This window comes from Brucella sp. LJL56 (genome assembly GCF_054871705.1).
On sequence record NZ_JBTXLQ010000002.1, the window covers coordinates 239,363 to 255,869 of the forward strand.

The window sequence follows — 16,507 nt, forward strand, 5'->3', positions numbered from 1 at the left end:
AACATCAAAGCATCTATGAAAACTTACGGATTGCCGTCGAACTCTAACCTAGTCGTCCAAGCGCCGGAAAATTTTCGAGCAGCCAGAACGAGAAGGATTGCATGCCACCGGTCAGGAACAAGACACCTGCAGCAACCAGAAGTGCGCCCATGGCTTTCTCCACCTTGCCGAGATGCACACGGAAACGCGAAAGAAACCGCATGAATGCGCCAGAAAAAAGAGCGGCAATCAAAAACGGAATACCAAGGCCAAGCGAGTAGGTCGCCAGCAATAACGCGCCCTCACCGACTGTGCTGCTGCCGCCCGCAAGTGTCAGGATTGGTCCAAGAACAGGTCCGATGCACGGCGTCCAGCCAAAGGCGAATGCGAGGCCCATAATATAGGCTCCAAGCGGCGATGCCGGAGCATTGCGTGCCTGAAAGCGCGCTTCGCGGGACAGGAACGACAGGCGCAAGATACCGAGAAAGTTCAGTCCCATCAGTATGATGACGATGCCGGCAACGATTGCTATCTCCTGCTGCCATGCCCGCAGGAAAGCTCCTATCGATGAGGCGCCCGCGCCAAGCGCCACAAAAACAGTCGTGAAACCGAGAACAAAACAGATTGCCGCAAAGGCGAGTGAACGGCGCGCAGAAGGTGCTGCCACAACCGCTGTGGCTTTCTCTGCGCGGAAATCCTCAACACTCACGCCCGCCATGTAACACAGATAGGGAGGCACAAGCGGTAGGACGCACGGCGATAGGAACGACAACGCACCCGCTCCGGCTGCGGTCATGTATGAAATATCGAGCACCAATACCTCTTTCAATTCATCAAATCACTTGCGGTTCGGCCCAACCGCAGGCTTATATAGACCAACTTCGGCTTTACTTAGAATATTTTCAATGCGGCATCTCGCTCGAACACAAGTTCGCCCTAAATCGAGATCATTGCGCGATTTATAATATATTGCTCCAACCGGACGATGTTCCTATGAGCCTTATTGATGATGACGTGCCTTCAACACCACCTGCAACGTCGACGAGACATTCCGGCTGGTTCAAGCGATACCAACATTTTCTGTTCCCGATAGCAGGTATCGCAATCGCGTTACTTGCGATCTATGTGCTGGAGAATCTGCTCCAGAACACATCTCGCACGGAAACACTCGCTGCGTTCCACAACATCTCGTGGACAACGCTTGGCCTGGCCGTGTTTTTCACGGCTCTTAGCTATGCCGCTGTTGCACTCTACGATGTCGTGGCGGTCGATACGATCGCGCCCAATCAGATACCGCGTCGCCTTGCTGCCATTGCGGGGGCCGCGGGCTATGCGATCTCCAATGCACTTGGCTTTTCCCTTCTGACCGGTGGCGCTCTGCGTTATCGCATCTATGCTGCGGAAGGCGTTAGCCTCGCCGATATCGGCAAGATCGTCGGAACATCGTGGTTCGCGATCTGGTTTGCACTGATCATCATGGTTGGTGCCGCGCTTCTCATCGACCCACAGGATGTTCCGTGGCTCTCCGCCATCGATTCCCGAATCGATATTGCCGCAGGCATCGTCATTCTGGGCGGCATTGGCTGGCTGATCTACTGGCTGTCGCATGGACAACGCAGTTTCACGATTGGTTCGTTCAGTCTGCGCCTGCCGAACTCCAAAGGAGCGTTGACCCAGATATTTGCAGGACTTGTGGATGTGGGCGCCGCAGCCGCTACTCTCTATGTCCTCATGCCCGCCGACGCTGTGCCAAGCTTTGCGGTTTTCGCACTGGTCTATGTCATCGCCATTGTACTGGGAATTGCCAGCCATGCTCCGGGTGGTCTTGGCGCATTTGAAGCAACGATCATTGCAGGTCTCGGCCTTGGCGGGAAGCCGGATGCGATTGCGGGACTTCTTGCTTACCGGCTTATCTATACCGTTATGCCACTCGTCGTGGCGACGGCAGGTATTCTCATATGGGAGATCATGCGTCGTCGCCATATGCTGGGGAAGCAGGCGCGTTTCGCCAAACGTCTGGTCGAGCCACTTATCCCCAGCCTGTCCGCCAGCATCATCTTTCTCGGTGGCATCATTCTTCTCGTTTCCGGTGCGACGCCGGACCTCCGCTATCGCGTGAAACTGCTTTCTGACATCGTCCCCGAGTCCTTGATGGAGATGTCGCATCTTGCCGCCAGCCTGGTCGGAGTAGCGCTGCTCATCGTCGCGCGCGGCCTGTCGAAGCGGCTTGCGCGCGCTTGGGTAGCCGCACAAATCCTTCTTCTCAGCGGCGCTGCTTTTTCTCTGGCCAAAGGTCTCGACTGGGAAGAAGCGACGATTCTCTGCATTTTCGCCTTCACGCTTTGGGGATTCCGCGACTCGTTCTACCGCCGCCCGATTTCTGGACCATTCGACTTAAGCTGGAACTGGATCGCGACCGTCGGCACGACGGTGCTCGTCTCCACCTGGCTCGGCTTTTTTGTCTATCGCCACGTGGAATACTCCAACGATCTCTGGTGGGATTTCGCCTGGAACGGTAACGCGCCTCGATTCCTGCGGGCGACGGTCCTTGTCTTTGCCGTTGTTGCGGCGGTGGGCCTTTATTCCATTATCAACAGAACTGGACACCGCAGACGGAAGGTGGATTATTCGATACCCGATGCCGTGCCAGCTCTCGTCGCTCAATGGCCGCATACCGATGCCGCTCTGGCCCTTCTCGGCGACAAACAATTTCTTCTCGCCCCCGACAAGAGCGCCTTCGTCATGTACGCGCAATCAGGAGGCAGTCTGATCGCGCTTGGGGACCCCATCGGTAATGAGTACACGGGTAAGGAGCTTGCCTGGTCGTTTCACAGTCTCGCCGACAAACTTGCCTTGCGAACCGTCTTCTACGGTGTTGGCCCGCAAAGTCTGCCCCTGTTTCTGGATATGGGACTGATTGCGCTTAAGCTTGGTGAAGTTGCCCGTGTCGACCTCACCAACTTCTCTCTCGAAGGTCCACGTCGTCAGCCATTCCGCTATGCCGATCGCAAGATCGACAAGGATGGCCTGACGTTTGAAATCATTTCGGCAGCGGATGTGCCGCCGCTCGTTCCACGCCTGCGCGAGATTTCCGACGCATGGCTCGATTTCAAGTCAGGCAGCGAAAAGGGTTTCTCTCTCGGTTATTTTGATGACGAGTACATGAAACGTTTCGACGTCGCGGTATTGAAAAGCGACGGAGAAATCGTGGCTTTCGCCAATATGTGGCGCGGTGCTGACAAGTATGAAATCACCGTAGACCTCATGCGTTACATGCCAAATGTGCATAAGCTCTTGATGGACGCGCTTTTCGCAAAACTGCTGATGGCCAGCAAGGAGGAAGGCTACAAGTGGTTCAATCTCGGGGCCGCCCCTCTTTCTGGCCTGAGCGGCAGCAGACTGGCATCCCGCTGGAACCGCTTCGGCTCCTTCATCTACAAGCGCGGCGCCGACCTCTATCATTTTGACGGGCTGAAAGCTTTCAAGGAAAAATTCGATCCGGTCTGGACCCCGCACTACATGGTTTGTCCGGGCGGCCTTGAGACACCGCGCGCCCTTCTCGATGCCACAACTCTCATCAATGGCAGCCCTCTGGAGTTCATCCGCAAATGAAGAAAAAACGCGTTCTCTTTACTGTGCTTGGGCTGGCGCTGGTGGCCGCTACGGGCGTGTATGGCGCAATGCATACAGGCAAAATCGCCCGCCTCTGGACGAAAATTACCGATTCCGACGAACCGGTTATTCATGCCAGCGCCGAAAGGCTGTCCAATATCCCGGTTTATATGCCGAAGAACGATCCCGTCGGCCTGGCAATTCTGTTGAGCGACGACGGTGGCGTTGGCGACCGGGAAAAAAAATTCATGGATGCAATGCTTGCCCGGAATTTGATCGTCCTGCCTGTCGATCTCGGCCCTTGGCGCGCCGCCCTCGATAAAGAGGACGGCGAGTGCAACTATCTGGACTCCGATTTCGAAGCCATCGCCAAGGAAGCGTTACGCGGGCTCGATCTGGGCGTCTATTTTCATCCGGTTCTGACAGGTATTGGACAGGGCGCTACCATTGCTTATGCGGCAGCCTCGGATTCCCCGGACGCGACCGTTGCAGGCGCTGTATCGCTTGATCCGGTTCCGGCCAAAACCCGTCTGCCTTCGTGCACGGAGAAGGCCGACGCCATCAAAGCTCCCGGTGGAGGCTTTACTTATGGCTTCAACGCAGCAATTCCAGCCCCCGCTCTCGTGATCGGTCCCACAGGATTCCCAGTCAACAATCCGGTTACGGCCCGCCAGGAAAATGTCGCCGTACTTCAATCCGCGCCGAAATTCCCCGCGCGTCTGAAAATGGCCGTCGACAATGTTGTCGCCATGGCGGATCAAGATGCGAAGAACGAAGCTCTACCTATCGTAGACCTTCCCGCCAAGGGCGGGAAAGCCGACATGGTTGCGGTTTTCTATTCTGGCGACGGTGGCTGGCGTGACCTCGACAAATCCATTGGTGAATGGCTGCAGGCCCATGGCGTTCACGTCATCGGCGTGGATTCGCTGCGCTATTTCTGGTCGGAGCGGACGCCGGAAGAAATTGCCAACGACACAACGGCCATGATCAAGAAAGCTGACCCGACAAACAAATTGCCGGTCACGGTGTTGGGCTATTCATTCGGCGCCGACACATTTCCGTTTGCATGGAAATATCTCCCCCCTGCCATACAAGAGCGGACAAAAATGATCGGGCTTCTCGGTGTTGAAACGACGACGACATTTCAGGTTTCCATCGAGGGCTGGCTCGGAATGGACGGTGACAAGGACGTAGTTCCGGCCATCTCTACGATCCCGCTTGATCGCGTGGTTTGTGTCTACGGCGAAGAAGAAGATGACACCGCCTGTACCGCTGCCGAGCTCAAAGGTATGGAAATCATGAAACTGGCTGGTGGTCATCATTTTGATGAAAATTATGAACCTATTGCTGCCAGCCTTCTGGAAAAAATGCGAGCCCGTGCCGGACTGCCCCCACGCCCGGCCAGTTGACGGCAACCAGAGCTGACGCCCGCCTGGCGGGCGTCAGCTTGATGCTTCAGCCAATAGCAGGCCTTTGGCCGGCGAATTGCCAGCGCACAAAATCAATCACCAGGAACGCAATCAGACTGATTCCGACCAGTGGCAAAGTCCAACCGATAGTAACAGAAACGATTGCAATCCCGATTTTCTGCAAGACAAAGAGGCGCTTCCAGCTTGCGATCAACGTTCTCGGCATTGATCCGGCAGGCGGACGCCGCTGCCACCAGATGCGATAGCCGTAGATAATCATCACAATAAGCGAAAGGCCAAGTGCACCCATCACGATCTGATTAGCCACACCGAACAGGACGCCCATATGAAGATCGATGCCCCAGCGGATCAATTTTGCGATGATGGGGAAGCTTTCAAAATCCGCACGACTGATAACTCTCATATCCCTTGGGTCGAGAGCAATAGTATCTACCTGTGTCGGCCAGGAACGGTCGTATTCACGCACTAGCCAGCCTTGATCCGATGAACGGGGCAGTCGGATCTCGACCATGGATGAATCGATTCCTGCCTGTCGTGCTGCCAGATAAACACCATCTATTTGCCTGACATAATCCTTCACATCCCCCGCGCCAGACGGCATCGGCATAGAACCATGGCCTTGATGTGAGCCATGTCCTTGCTCGGAATCTGTCACCGTGTTCAAAGCTGTCGAGACCGAAGGCGTAACCCAGCCTGCCGCAGCTCTGAACTGGTCAATTCTTGCCCCAGCCAGTTGTGACCACGTCATACCGGTTGCCGAGAGGAATAGAAGCCCGACAGCACTCCAGATTCCGACCTGACCGTGAAAACGACGAGTCTTCAGGTGTATGTTTTTCGTTTGTTTTTGTTTTCGCCGGATATCCCGCTTCCACCACCAAAGCAGTACACCTCCGAGCGCCGCCATCCAGAGCCAGGATGCAGCAAGTTCGCTGTAATAACGCCCGAAATCCCCGAGCATTAGATTACGGTGCAGATAGTCGATTGCCGCCCGAAACGGCAATGTTCCACTTGTGCCATAGGCAACGAGATCACCCTTCACGGCCAGTGTGACAGGATCAATGAAAACTGCCCGGCTTTCAGATTCTCCCAGTCCAGGCTGGTTGAACATGACCCTTGTGTTCCAGCCAGGGCCGGTCGAAGGCCTCACGGCGAAAAGTTTCGAGCCGTCCCCTATAAATGCCTCCGCGGCTTTCACCTGTTCTGCCAATGGTTGCGGCGTTCCAAGCGACGCGGTACGCAACTGATCACGATAGATGTAGTTTTCAAGCTGTGGCGTGAGAACATAAAGTGTGCCCGTCACGGCTGCGATCAGAATAAAAGGGCCGACAAACAAGCCGACATAGAAATGAAATCGAGTGATAAAGGCGTGGAAGCCGGAGGGCGCAGAACTCGCAGCATTCTGCTGCACCTGTATGCCAGCTTTTCCTTCAAGAAGCGTATTCGTCACCGAACCCTCCTTGAGCATGGAGGACAGCGCAGCGCGTGAGCGGTGTAGTTGCGGGCGCGGCCCGTCGCTACCACCACGATAAGATGATGATTTTGCATTGATATCTCCAAACGATATGAAATTGCCGTCGCGAAGCGGCGGCTTCTTTTTTCAAAGATCGTACGAAGCGGGTGGACCTCTGGCCTGCGCAGCAGTAACAAATTGACCAGGTGGCGCGCGAACAATCAGAGGAAAAGCAACTGTGTCTCTCGTCACAACTGAATCGAAAGACACAGTAAATGGCTGCTCCAGGAGCCCTGTTCCGACAGCACAGGCTGCCTGACACCAGGTCGAACAGCAATGTCTGGCAAGGTCTTTCAGAGGAACGTCGTCATCGCTCTGCGTCGAATGAACCGAACAGATCACAGATGATGGACCGGCACTCCACGCAGTCATGGAGGCTTGCGCATATGCCGTTACCAGCCCCTGCAGAAGAATAACAAGCGCCAACGATACGACCCAAAGGGCTGTATCCGACCGATCGCCAACAATTCTTCTACGCAAGGTCATGATGGCTCATGACATTCTTGCGAAGTAAAGTCACTGCGGCAAAGGTGAAATAAACGGATTTGGAGAAGTGGTGAGCGCGCAGGGATTCGAACCCTGGACCTACTGATTAAAAGTCAGTTGCTCTACCGGCTGAGCTACGCGCTCCCTAGAGGAGCAAATCGCCCCTGGAAGTGCGGCGGAACATAAGGGCGGCTTATTGATTGGTCAACACCATAAAATCAGGTTTCTCCAACATAAATTCAAAAAAAATAAGAGTCTGGGACAGACCGTGTCGTGCTGCGCTGTCATGATGTCGGTAAACTGGCACTTTCCATACTCGTTCAAGACTGACACTCACGGCGGAAAAGTGTTTCTGAAACGCCAGAGGCCCGATACGAGATCAGCCCAGCCTCTTCTCCATGCCAGGCCTTGCCGCCTGATCATGCTACGGCTAGTTTCAAGAAAATGATTTAACAGCGCGGTGTTTCATGTCTCTGGCTACCAAGGCATTTTCTCATTTCCGACGCTCTTTGTCCGGCGTAGGCATAGCACTCGGCACGTTATTTTTCGCTGCCGCACTGACACCAAGCCTCATTCCACGCGCCTATGTAATGCAAGGGATACTGGGAGGGGTCGCCTTCGGAGCCGGTTACGGCATCGGTGTGCTATGGCGGTGGCTGTGGCAATATTTAGAATTGCCCGAACCTCGAAATCGGTTGCGTAGCCGGGTCAATCTCGTCGTTAGTGTTGTCTGTTTTGCGGTGGCTATTACAGCGCTTTATTTCGCCGCAGGTTGGCAGAACTCAGTTCGCGCAGTCATGAACATGGAGCCAGTGCCTAGCGCATACCCAACAAGTGTGTCCGCTTTAGCAGTGCTGACTTTTTTTGTTCTGCTGATTCTGGTTCGTCTCCTCATCCGCTTGGGGAATTTCGTCTCCGCAAAAGTACAACTCATCATGCCGCGGCGAGTTGCAAATGTCCTGGGCGTTACAATTACGGTCGTGCTCATCTGGACCATCGCCAACGGTCTGCTCATCCAGTCTACTTTCAAGATTCTGGACCGTTCGTTTCGGGAATATGATGCTCTAATCGAGCCGGATCGTCCGCAACCCACGGCACCCAATGCCACTGGTAGCTCTGCTTCACTTCTACACTGGAACGAACTTGGGCGGGCCGGACGTGAATTCGTTTCCTCGGGTCCAATGGCTGCAGATATCACGGCATTGACCGGTGAAATGGCGGTCGATCCGATACGGGTCTATGCCGGTCTGCAAGTCGCTGATACGCCTGATCAACGGGCGAAACTTGCGCTTGATGAACTCAAACGGCAGAAAGGGTTCGAGCGCTCGGTGCTGGTGGTCATTACGCCGACGGGTACCGGATGGGTAGACCCTGCAGCGATGGATGGACTGGAATTTCTGCACAACGGCGATGTTGCCAGCGTTGCCATGCAATATTCTTATCTTTCCAGTCCCTTGTCGTTGTTTTTTCAACCAGAATATGGAGCAGAGGCGTCCCGAGCCCTGTTCATTACCATCTATAACTACTGGAAAAATCTTCCACACGACCAGCGCCCTCGTCTGTATCTCTATGGTTTGAGCCTTGGCGCAATGAACTCAGAAGTCTCGGCCGAACTTTTCGAAATGCTTGATGATCCGATCAACGGCGCATTGTGGAGCGGACCACCCTTCCCAAGCCGCGACTGGAAAGCCATGACCAGACGGAGAAACGAGGGAACACCTGAGTGGTTGCCAGTATTTCGTGACGGTTCCTTTGCACGTTTCATGAACCAGAATGGTCAAGCGCCAGGAAATGGAACACGCTGGGGTCCGTTGCGCGTGATTTATCTGCAATATGCCAGCGACCCGGTGACTTTTTTTGAAAGCCAATCGCTCTACCGGCAGCCTGACTGGATGCAGGAACCGCGCGGCCCGGATGTTTCACCGGAATTGCGATGGTATCCCATCGTCACCATGCTTCAATTGGCACTTGATATGGCATTTGGGACGACCACACCGATGGGACATGGGCATGTCTACGCTCCGGAACACTATGTCGAAGCGTGGTTGGAAGTGACCGGCGTTACGGGTTGGAACGCGGACAAGATCACGATGCTCAAGCAGCACTTGCGTCAGAAGATGGATGGGGAAAAAGTCGAAGGCTATGAACAGCGCGGCGGATAAGATGCGTTTCAAATCAAACAATTACCGCCCCGCTGTCCTTTGCTTCACCTATCAGTAATCAGGTGATTTCTGCTGCGTCTGGGAACTGTTCAAGTTCAGCATGGGGATCGCCCCGTTCGGCAGCATCGTGCTTGGCAACTGGCCGTCCCATCGTTCGGCCTGCGTCAGTGCGACAAGCCCCGGATTGTCACGAAGTGCATCGCCACGTGCCTTGATGGCGGTTGCTTCCGCTTCACCCTTTATCTGTATGGCTTCCGCATCGGCTTCAGCCTGAAGACGAACGGCATCGGCTTGAGCCTGAGCTTCGGCGCGACGTGCGTCTGCCTGCGCTTTTGCCTGCGTCACGGTGATTTCAGCCTGCACTTTTTCGCGCTCTGCATTCTGGCGGAGACGCTGCACCTCAACTTCGGCCAGCATGCGCTGTTCGATGGATTGCTCATAGGAATCCGAAAAATCGATATTTTCGATCTGCACTGTATCAATGATAACCGGACCACGTACGCTGTTCTGTATAGCCTCTGCAATTTCCTGATTGAGACGGCTACGCTCCTGAATAGCCTCAACAGCATTGAACTTGCCGAAAACAGTCTTGCTTTCCTCGAAAACGCGGCGCTCGACAAGGCGGGACAAGAGGCCCTCCTCGCCGCCATAGGTCGCGTAGACTTCTTCCACGCGGTCTGGTGGAATACGATAGTTGACCGACAGGTTCATCGTAGCAGGCTGCTGATCGCGGCTGTAGGCTTCCATGCTGTTGTAGATAGCAGCCTTGGATTGCACCGATATACGCACAATCGAATCGATCATAGGAATTTTGAAGCCCAGCCCCGGTTGTGCAACGCCGGAAACAGCACCATAGCGCAAAACAACACCGCGCTCGCCTTCGTCAATCGTGTACCAGGAACCAAGTACTACGCTCAGTATGCTGAGTATAACTATACCGGCCAATGCTTTGGGTAAAATCTGGCGCATCCCGTCTCCTCTAGAGCTTCGTTATGAAATGGGGAGACCGAAAGCGATTCAACAAATGCCCCTGGAATCTTACCCCGACCGCCTTTTAGAATGCACTGATATGGATGACAATTACTGATCGATGCAGTTGATAGACTTAGTCACAAAAACAAAGCCGCCCATAAAAGGGCGGCTCCATTGAGTTTAACGAATTTCCACTATCAGTATGGTGAATAACACTGTTGACGTGGACCGTTATACGGCTGGAACGTGTTGTCTGACGCCCGATAGGACCGATAACGATTATAGCACCACTGGACGTGTGAATTGCTGTAACCGTAAGCTGGCGCGCGGTAGACTGGCGGAGGCGGTGGCGGCGGAGCGGCAATCGCACCACCGATGATTGCGCCAGCACCGAACGCAGCGAGCGGGTACCACCATCCGTCATTATGGCGGCGATAGCCGTGGCGATAATAGCGGTCACCGCGATAGCCATTCCAATAACCCGGTCCCGGACGGTAAGGACGCCCGTGCCAGCCTGGACGAGGCCCAGGCCGGTAGCCGCCCCAGTGTCCATGGCTCGGTCCGCGACGCCAGCGGTCATCACGGACATGCTGAACATTTTCATTACTTGCCGCAGGCGCAGTTGACATGACAGGTGCAGCCGAGACCGGAACCATTGCGCCGATCAGAAAGCTTGCACCGACAAGGCCAACCATCATCTTTTTGAAGGTGTTCATCCTGTGCTTCTCCATTTCAATGATGTCATCATTGCCGTCCGTTTATGAATGCCCGCTGAATACTGCTGGAAAATTACGTGCGCACCTTATTTGCACCTTGCAACACGCAGATGTTTCCTCTGCTGTTTAACGGACGAAACGATAATTCGTTCTGGCTATTCCATTATTTTTGTTAGCAAATTAAGCAACAATCGGATAACTTGCGTGAAGTAGGACAGCTTGTAAGCGTTTTCAGCGAGTGGGGTTTACATTGGCAACAAAAGTACAGCCGTCCGTAAAAGTATTGGGAGCATCCTTCTCCCAGGAAGCGAATCCTTTCACGGCGGCCGTTGAATTGACGCCTATGCCAATGCTCATCACAAATCCCCGTCTGCCGGACAATCCAATCATCTTTGCAAACAAGGCTTTCCAGAACCTGACCGGCTATGAGGCCGATGAAATCATCGGAAAGAATTGCCGCTTCCTTCAGGGGCCTAGCACAGATCCGAGGCATATCGAGACTATCCACGCGGCGCTGGAAGCGGAGCAGTCAATCGATATCGATATTCTAAACTATAAGAAATCAGGCGAACCATTCTGGAACCGGCTACATATCTCCCCAGTCAAAACTGAGGCAGGTGAGCTTCATCATTTCGTTTCATCGCAGCTCGATGTGACACTGGAACTCGGAAAACTCGTTGAACTCGAAAAAGAACGCGAAACGCTTTCAATCGAAAAGCAACGTAGCAACGATCAGCTCCAATATATCATTGAGGTGGCGAATGTCGGTTTCTGGACGCGGGACTATCATACCGGAGAAATCAACTGCTCGGCGGAATACCGGCGCATTTTCGGACTGACACCCGACGAACCCGTTAACTACGACAAAATTATCGAAATGGTGGTACTTGAAGACCGAATGATGCTGATCCAGCGATCTCAGGAATCTTTTGCCACTAACAAGCCCTTCAAGGCTGAGTATCGCATCATCAACAGGTTGGGCCAGGTGCGCTGGGTTGAAACCCGCGCCAAAGCACTCCTCGGTAGGACCCCTGCGCTTCTGGGCATCGTCATTGATGTCACCGAACGCAAAAAAGTCGAGGCAGATAAGGCGCTGGTTACGCGCGAAATATCGCACCGCTTCAAGAACTCAATGGCTATGGTGCAATCGATAGCCAACCAGACCTTGCGCAATGCCACCAATCCCCAAACTGCCAACGAACTGTTCAGCGAAAGGCTTCGAGCACTCAGTCAGGCCCACGACATGCTGCTCAAGGACGATTGGACGGGGACGACGATCAGCCAGATTTGTGAAACCGCCCTCGTCCCGTTTAACAGTACATTCGGTCATCGTATCCGCATGAATGGTCCAGCGCTTGTGGTGAGCGACCGAGTGACAGTTTCACTTTCGTTAGGCTTATATGAACTCGCAACCAATGCCGTGAAGTACGGGGCACTCTCCAATGAAAGCGGCACAGTCGAGTTTGACTGGGAGGTCATAGAAAGACAGGGGGAGCGGAAATTTCACATGCGCTGGGTCGAAAGTGGTGGGCCGACAGTCGAACGTCCCGCACGCCGCGGGTTCGGTCAAAGGCTGCTGTATTCCGTATTGACCGGGGAATTGAAGGCCAATTGTGATGTGAACTTCGCGCCAAGCGGCCTCATCATTGATGTACTTGCGCCCATGACGCCGGATGTTTTCCCGCAAATCGACACTATTTCAGGCACACAAACCGAACCAGTATAAAAAGAGCAGCGAAACCGCTGCTCTTTTCTTTCTTTAATTATGCGGACCGCGACGACGCGGCTCGATATAGACCCGATCACGATGACGGTCGCGATCATGACGCCAACGGCGATCACGGTCCCGTTCTCGATAATAACGTGGTGAATGACGATCCCATCCACGACGATCATCACGCCAGCGGCGATCCGTGACGCAACGACCGCTCGGGGTGCGGACCATGCCGCGACGGCAGCGATAATCAACTTGAATAGCTGAGCCGGCGCTATCGGGCGCAATTACCGGAATCGGAGCCGGAGCAACGGGCGTACCCGCTTCGGCGACAGCGGTAACCGCGAAAAGCGCTACAACTGCAGAAAGTAACTTAAATCTCATTCCGGGTTCCTTTCGAGAATTGGCCAGAATTGGAATCTTGCCCGCAGATAGGTAGGCCAAACAGCCACATGGTAAAGTCACTTAATCTTACGATGCTCTATCAATCTCGAGCGCGACCTACAAAAAATGCCCTCGACTGATCCCAATTATTAACCTGCAATTTTGCGGAGAGATTCTTAAGAAAGTCGAGATATCAGGGGCTTGTTGAGTTCGCACACAGCCCCTTGAAACAAGGGGAAGACCGCAGAATCTCCGATTCGCGAAGCCGATCCGGCGCTGGTTCCAAACCGGTAGCGGGCGGAGCCTTGCGGTCACCGCAAGGAGTAGAAACATGGATTATTCGACCTCTGAAATCGGCGCTACATGGGGGTCGAAAACAGGACTGGGCACCACGCAACTCGAATGGATCGAGCTAATCAACAGCCTGCCCGAAGAACATGCGCGCCTTCTCCGCGATCTGATCAGCCGCCATCGCGAGCAATTTGTCGGCGTTTTCTATAGCCGCCTCATGAGCAACCGCGATGCCGCGACTTTTCTCTCCCAGAAAATGGTACAGGAGCGACTGCATAATTCGCTGAGCGACTGGCTTTTGAAAATGTTCCAGAGAAACGCATGCGATGTCGAAGCATTCATCCACGAACAGCGCAAGATTGGCGAAGTTCATGCCCGTATCGACGTACCGATCCATGTCGTTATGCAGGGCGCGCGTCTGCTCAAAAACGAGATCGTTCGTCAACTGAGTCTAGAGGTTGCTTCACGTGAGGTCCTGGCGCACCTTATCGTACATGTCAGCAATGCCATCGACATCGCGATTGAAATCATGAGCCAAGCTTTCGTCAAGGACGCGCGCGAAAGCGCCCAGACCGATGAAGCTTACCGGGCCTTCACGCTCAGCCACGATTTTCCTCTTGAGCGCGAATCGCAACGCGCCGCGCTCATGGAATGGAGCCAGTCACTCCTCTTCAACCTGTACGGCAATTCCGACAGTCCGCTTCACTCGCTCGCAAACTCGGATTTCGGATTGTGGTTACAGCACAAGGCCGATCTCATGTTCTCCAACTCCACTACATTGGAGAACATCCGCCGGAATGTAGAACATATAGACGATAATCTACTGCCGGCCATCAACAATGCACGCAAGGACAATCCCGTCGAACTGGCCACCTCCCTTGCACTGTTTCAAACCAAGATCGGTGAGGTGAAATTCCTGTTGTCTGAACTGTTTCAGGCGGCCGCAGCAATGGAGACGGGCCGAGATCCGTTGACACGTGCGCTCAACCGCCGTTTCATGCCCTCAATACTGACTCGCGAAGTACGTATGGCTTCACAAAAGGCTATGAATCTGAGCGTTCTGATGATCGACATCGACCATTTCAAGAACATCAACGACACCTATGGACACAGCGCTGGCGATGCGGTTCTTCAGCAAGTTGCCGGGGCGATCCTGTCACTATGCCGTCCAAGCGATTTCGTGTTCCGCTACGGCGGGGAAGAGTTTCTGGTCGCCCTTGTGGAGGCCGACGAAAGCAAGGCTTTTGCGATTGGTGAGGAACTGCGCAACCAGATAGCGCAGCAGCCAATGAATCTTCCCGATGGCGCACGCCAGTCTGTGACTTTGTCTATCGGTGTTGCAGCATTCAACGGCCATCCAGACTATAGTCATCTCGTCAACGCCGCTGACCGCGCCCTATACCGGGCAAAACAGGCGGGGCGTAATCGATGCGAAAAGGAAGTGCCGCTCGCGATTCATTGATCGGGGAGGCATTTTGACATCTGGTAGTCGCGCTACAAAACCGCCATATGCTTTCATCATGACGAATAGTTCCGCCTCCCCCATTTTCGAGAAAGATTCACAAAAGCCGCGTGAACGCGATGCACTGGAGACTCATTTTCTGCCACTCCTGGCGGATGCGCCTCCCGTGGACTGGGTCGTTACAGAAGGCCTTACGGACTATGAGGAAGCTCTCGCTTTCATGGAAACACGTGTCCAGGCTATTCGGGAAGGTACAGCAAATGAACTTGTTTGGCTGGTTGAACATCCGTCGCTATACACCGCAGGCACCAGCGCCAATGCAAGCGATCTCCTGACTCCAGACAGTCTCCCCGTCTTCAACACGGGGCGCGGCGGTGAGTATACCTACCATGGCCCCGGCCAGCGCATCGCCTACGTGATGCTTGATCTCAAACGTCGCCGCGAGGACGTACGCGCCTTCGTGACAGCTCTTGAACAATGGATCATTGAAAGTCTAGCCGAGTTCAACGTCAAGGGTGAACGTCGCGAAGATCGCGTCGGCGTATGGGTTACACGGCCAGAGAAGCCCCGCCTTGCAAATGGCACCATGTGCGAAGATAAGATCGCAGCCATAGGCATCCGCCTTCGCCGCTGGGTCAGCTTTCACGGCATTGCCATCAATGTCGAACCCGATCTCAGCCATTATTCCGGAATCGTTCCTTGTGGAATCGCAGAACATGGCGTCACCAGCCTTGTAGATCTGGGATTGCCGGTGACGATAGGTGACCTGGACGTCGCTATGGGAAAAGCTTTCGAGGCGGTCTTCGGTGCACGTCAGCTCAAATAGCTGCCTAGCCGCTAATCCACTGCATCAGCTTTCACGCGACGCTCGCGCATGAAAACATAGAAGCCTGATCCAACAATGATCGCAATACCGCACCATTTCGATGGCGTCGGGAAATCGCCGAACACGATCAGGCCAACCAGAACAGCGTTAACGATTTCCAGATACTGGAACGGTGCGAGCATAGATGCCGGTGCAAGCTTGAATGCCTGCACGACCATCAGATGGCTAACCGTACCGATCGTTCCTAGAAGCAACAAGAGCAGCCACGGCTGGATGCCACGCGGCAGGCCGAAACTCAGGTCGCCAAGACCCGCCGCAGTTCCGAAAATCATAGCAATCCCGGCAAGCACCCATCCGCCGACGCCCGCATAGAACTGCATTACAAGCGCACTCTCCTTGGTGCCGTATTTGCGGTTCAGGATCAGATAGATCGCGAAGGTTACGGCTGTTGCCAATGGCAGAAGCGAGACAGCACCGAAAATCTCGAAACTCGGCTGGATCACGATCATTGTACCAATGAGCCCGACACCGACAGCACTGAACCTTCTCCAGCCCACTTTCTCCTTCAGGAAAATGGCCGAAAAGAGCGTCAGAATAAGCGGCTCGGCAAAGAAGACAGCCATCGCATCCGCCAGCGGCATATATTTTATCGCCGTAAAGAAGCAGAGCCCACCGAACCCCATTAGCGCACCACGAATGAGATTGCCCGCCAGATGTTGTGTTCGCAGTGCAGCAAAACCGCCCACAACGAGCAGGACGAAGAACATCAACCAACACTGAATGAAGAACCGCATGAAGGTGACAGTTGCCGGAGGCATATTGTCCACCATGGCAAGCCACTTACCGATGGCATCCATCAGCGGCAGCAGAAGCACCGAGAGCACCATAATCGCCATGCCCTTTACGTGCGCTTCCATGCCGCTTGTTGCGCTGCTCTGCATTTCAAACTCTCGGTATTCTGAA

At 54.2% G+C, this 16,507-nt stretch carries 12 protein-coding genes and 1 tRNA gene; 6 read left to right on the forward strand and 7 right to left on the reverse strand.

What is annotated here, in order from left to right:
- Window positions 1–43: 43 nt before the first annotated feature.
- Window positions 44–793: a cytochrome c biogenesis CcdA family protein gene (locus ACYSN1_RS09730; protein WP_461725481.1), complete on the reverse strand. Its 750-nt coding sequence runs from the start codon at window positions 791–793 to the stop codon at window positions 44–46.
- A 179-nt stretch (window positions 794–972) separates the two neighbouring features.
- On the opposite strand from ACYSN1_RS09730, the gene mprF reads away from it, so the two are divergent.
- On the forward strand, window positions 973–3,591 hold the full coding sequence (gene mprF / locus ACYSN1_RS09735) for a bifunctional lysylphosphatidylglycerol flippase/synthetase MprF (protein ID WP_461725482.1): 2,619 nt from the start codon (window positions 973–975) through the stop codon (window positions 3,589–3,591).
- On the forward strand, window positions 3,588–5,000 hold the full coding sequence (locus ACYSN1_RS09740; RefSeq protein WP_461725483.1) for an AcvB/VirJ family lysyl-phosphatidylglycerol hydrolase: 1,413 nt from the start codon (window positions 3,588–3,590) through the stop codon (window positions 4,998–5,000). Before mprF ends, ACYSN1_RS09740 begins: the two co-directional genes overlap by 4 nt.
- 46 nt (window positions 5,001–5,046) lie before the next feature.
- Here ACYSN1_RS09740 and ACYSN1_RS09745 read toward each other — a convergent pair whose 3' ends face one another.
- A complete protein-coding gene (locus ACYSN1_RS09745) occupies window positions 5,047–6,468 on the reverse strand; it encodes a PepSY-associated TM helix domain-containing protein (protein WP_461725484.1) in 1,422 nt (473 codons plus the stop codon).
- 617 nt (window positions 6,469–7,085) lie between these two features.
- Window positions 7,086–7,161 (reverse strand) — tRNA-Lys (locus ACYSN1_RS09750).
- A 323-nt stretch (window positions 7,162–7,484) separates the two neighbouring features.
- Here ACYSN1_RS09750 and ACYSN1_RS09755 point away from each other — a divergent pair.
- Window positions 7,485–9,179: an alpha/beta hydrolase gene (locus ACYSN1_RS09755; protein ID WP_461725485.1), complete on the forward strand. Its 1,695-nt coding sequence runs from the start codon at window positions 7,485–7,487 to the stop codon at window positions 9,177–9,179.
- Window positions 9,180–9,230: 51 nt separating this feature from the next.
- Here ACYSN1_RS09755 and ACYSN1_RS09760 read toward each other — a convergent pair whose 3' ends face one another.
- Window positions 9,231–10,148, reverse strand: coding sequence for a prohibitin family protein (locus ACYSN1_RS09760; RefSeq protein ID WP_461725486.1), 918 nt, complete (start codon window positions 10,146–10,148; stop codon window positions 9,231–9,233).
- A gap of 200 nt (window positions 10,149–10,348) precedes the next feature.
- On the reverse strand, window positions 10,349–10,867 hold the full coding sequence (locus ACYSN1_RS09765) for a BA14K family protein (RefSeq protein ID WP_461725487.1): 519 nt from the start codon (window positions 10,865–10,867) through the stop codon (window positions 10,349–10,351).
- 283 nt (window positions 10,868–11,150) lie between these two features.
- On the opposite strand from ACYSN1_RS09765, the gene ACYSN1_RS09770 reads away from it, so the two are divergent.
- Window positions 11,151–12,593, forward strand: a complete 1,443-nt coding sequence (locus ACYSN1_RS09770) for an HWE histidine kinase domain-containing protein (protein ID WP_461725864.1) — start codon at window positions 11,151–11,153, stop codon at window positions 12,591–12,593.
- A 33-nt stretch (window positions 12,594–12,626) separates the two neighbouring features.
- Here the strand turns inward: ACYSN1_RS09770 and ACYSN1_RS09775 are convergent, their stop codons facing one another.
- The gene (locus ACYSN1_RS09775) at window positions 12,627–12,965 is read right to left on the reverse strand and encodes a hypothetical protein (RefSeq protein ID WP_461725488.1); all 339 of its coding nucleotides are present in this window, start codon (window positions 12,963–12,965) and stop codon (window positions 12,627–12,629) included.
- Window positions 12,966–13,296: 331 nt separating this feature from the next.
- Here ACYSN1_RS09775 and ACYSN1_RS09780 point away from each other — a divergent pair, with 331 nt between their 5' ends.
- Window positions 13,297–14,718 carry a GGDEF domain-containing protein gene (locus tag ACYSN1_RS09780; RefSeq protein WP_461725489.1) on the forward strand — a complete coding sequence of 474 codons (1,422 nt, stop codon included), beginning with the start codon at window positions 13,297–13,299 and terminating at the stop codon, window positions 14,716–14,718.
- Between the two features lie 58 nt (window positions 14,719–14,776).
- A complete protein-coding gene (lipB, locus tag ACYSN1_RS09785; protein ID WP_461725490.1) occupies window positions 14,777–15,544 on the forward strand; it encodes a lipoyl(octanoyl) transferase LipB in 768 nt (255 codons plus the stop codon).
- An 11-nt stretch (window positions 15,545–15,555) separates the two neighbouring features.
- On the opposite strand, the gene ACYSN1_RS09790 is transcribed toward lipB, so the two are convergent.
- Window positions 15,556–16,485 (reverse strand): DMT family transporter, encoded by a 930-nt coding sequence (locus ACYSN1_RS09790; RefSeq protein WP_461725491.1) that lies wholly within the window; start codon window positions 16,483–16,485, stop codon window positions 15,556–15,558.
- Window positions 16,486–16,507: the final 22 nt, after the last annotated feature.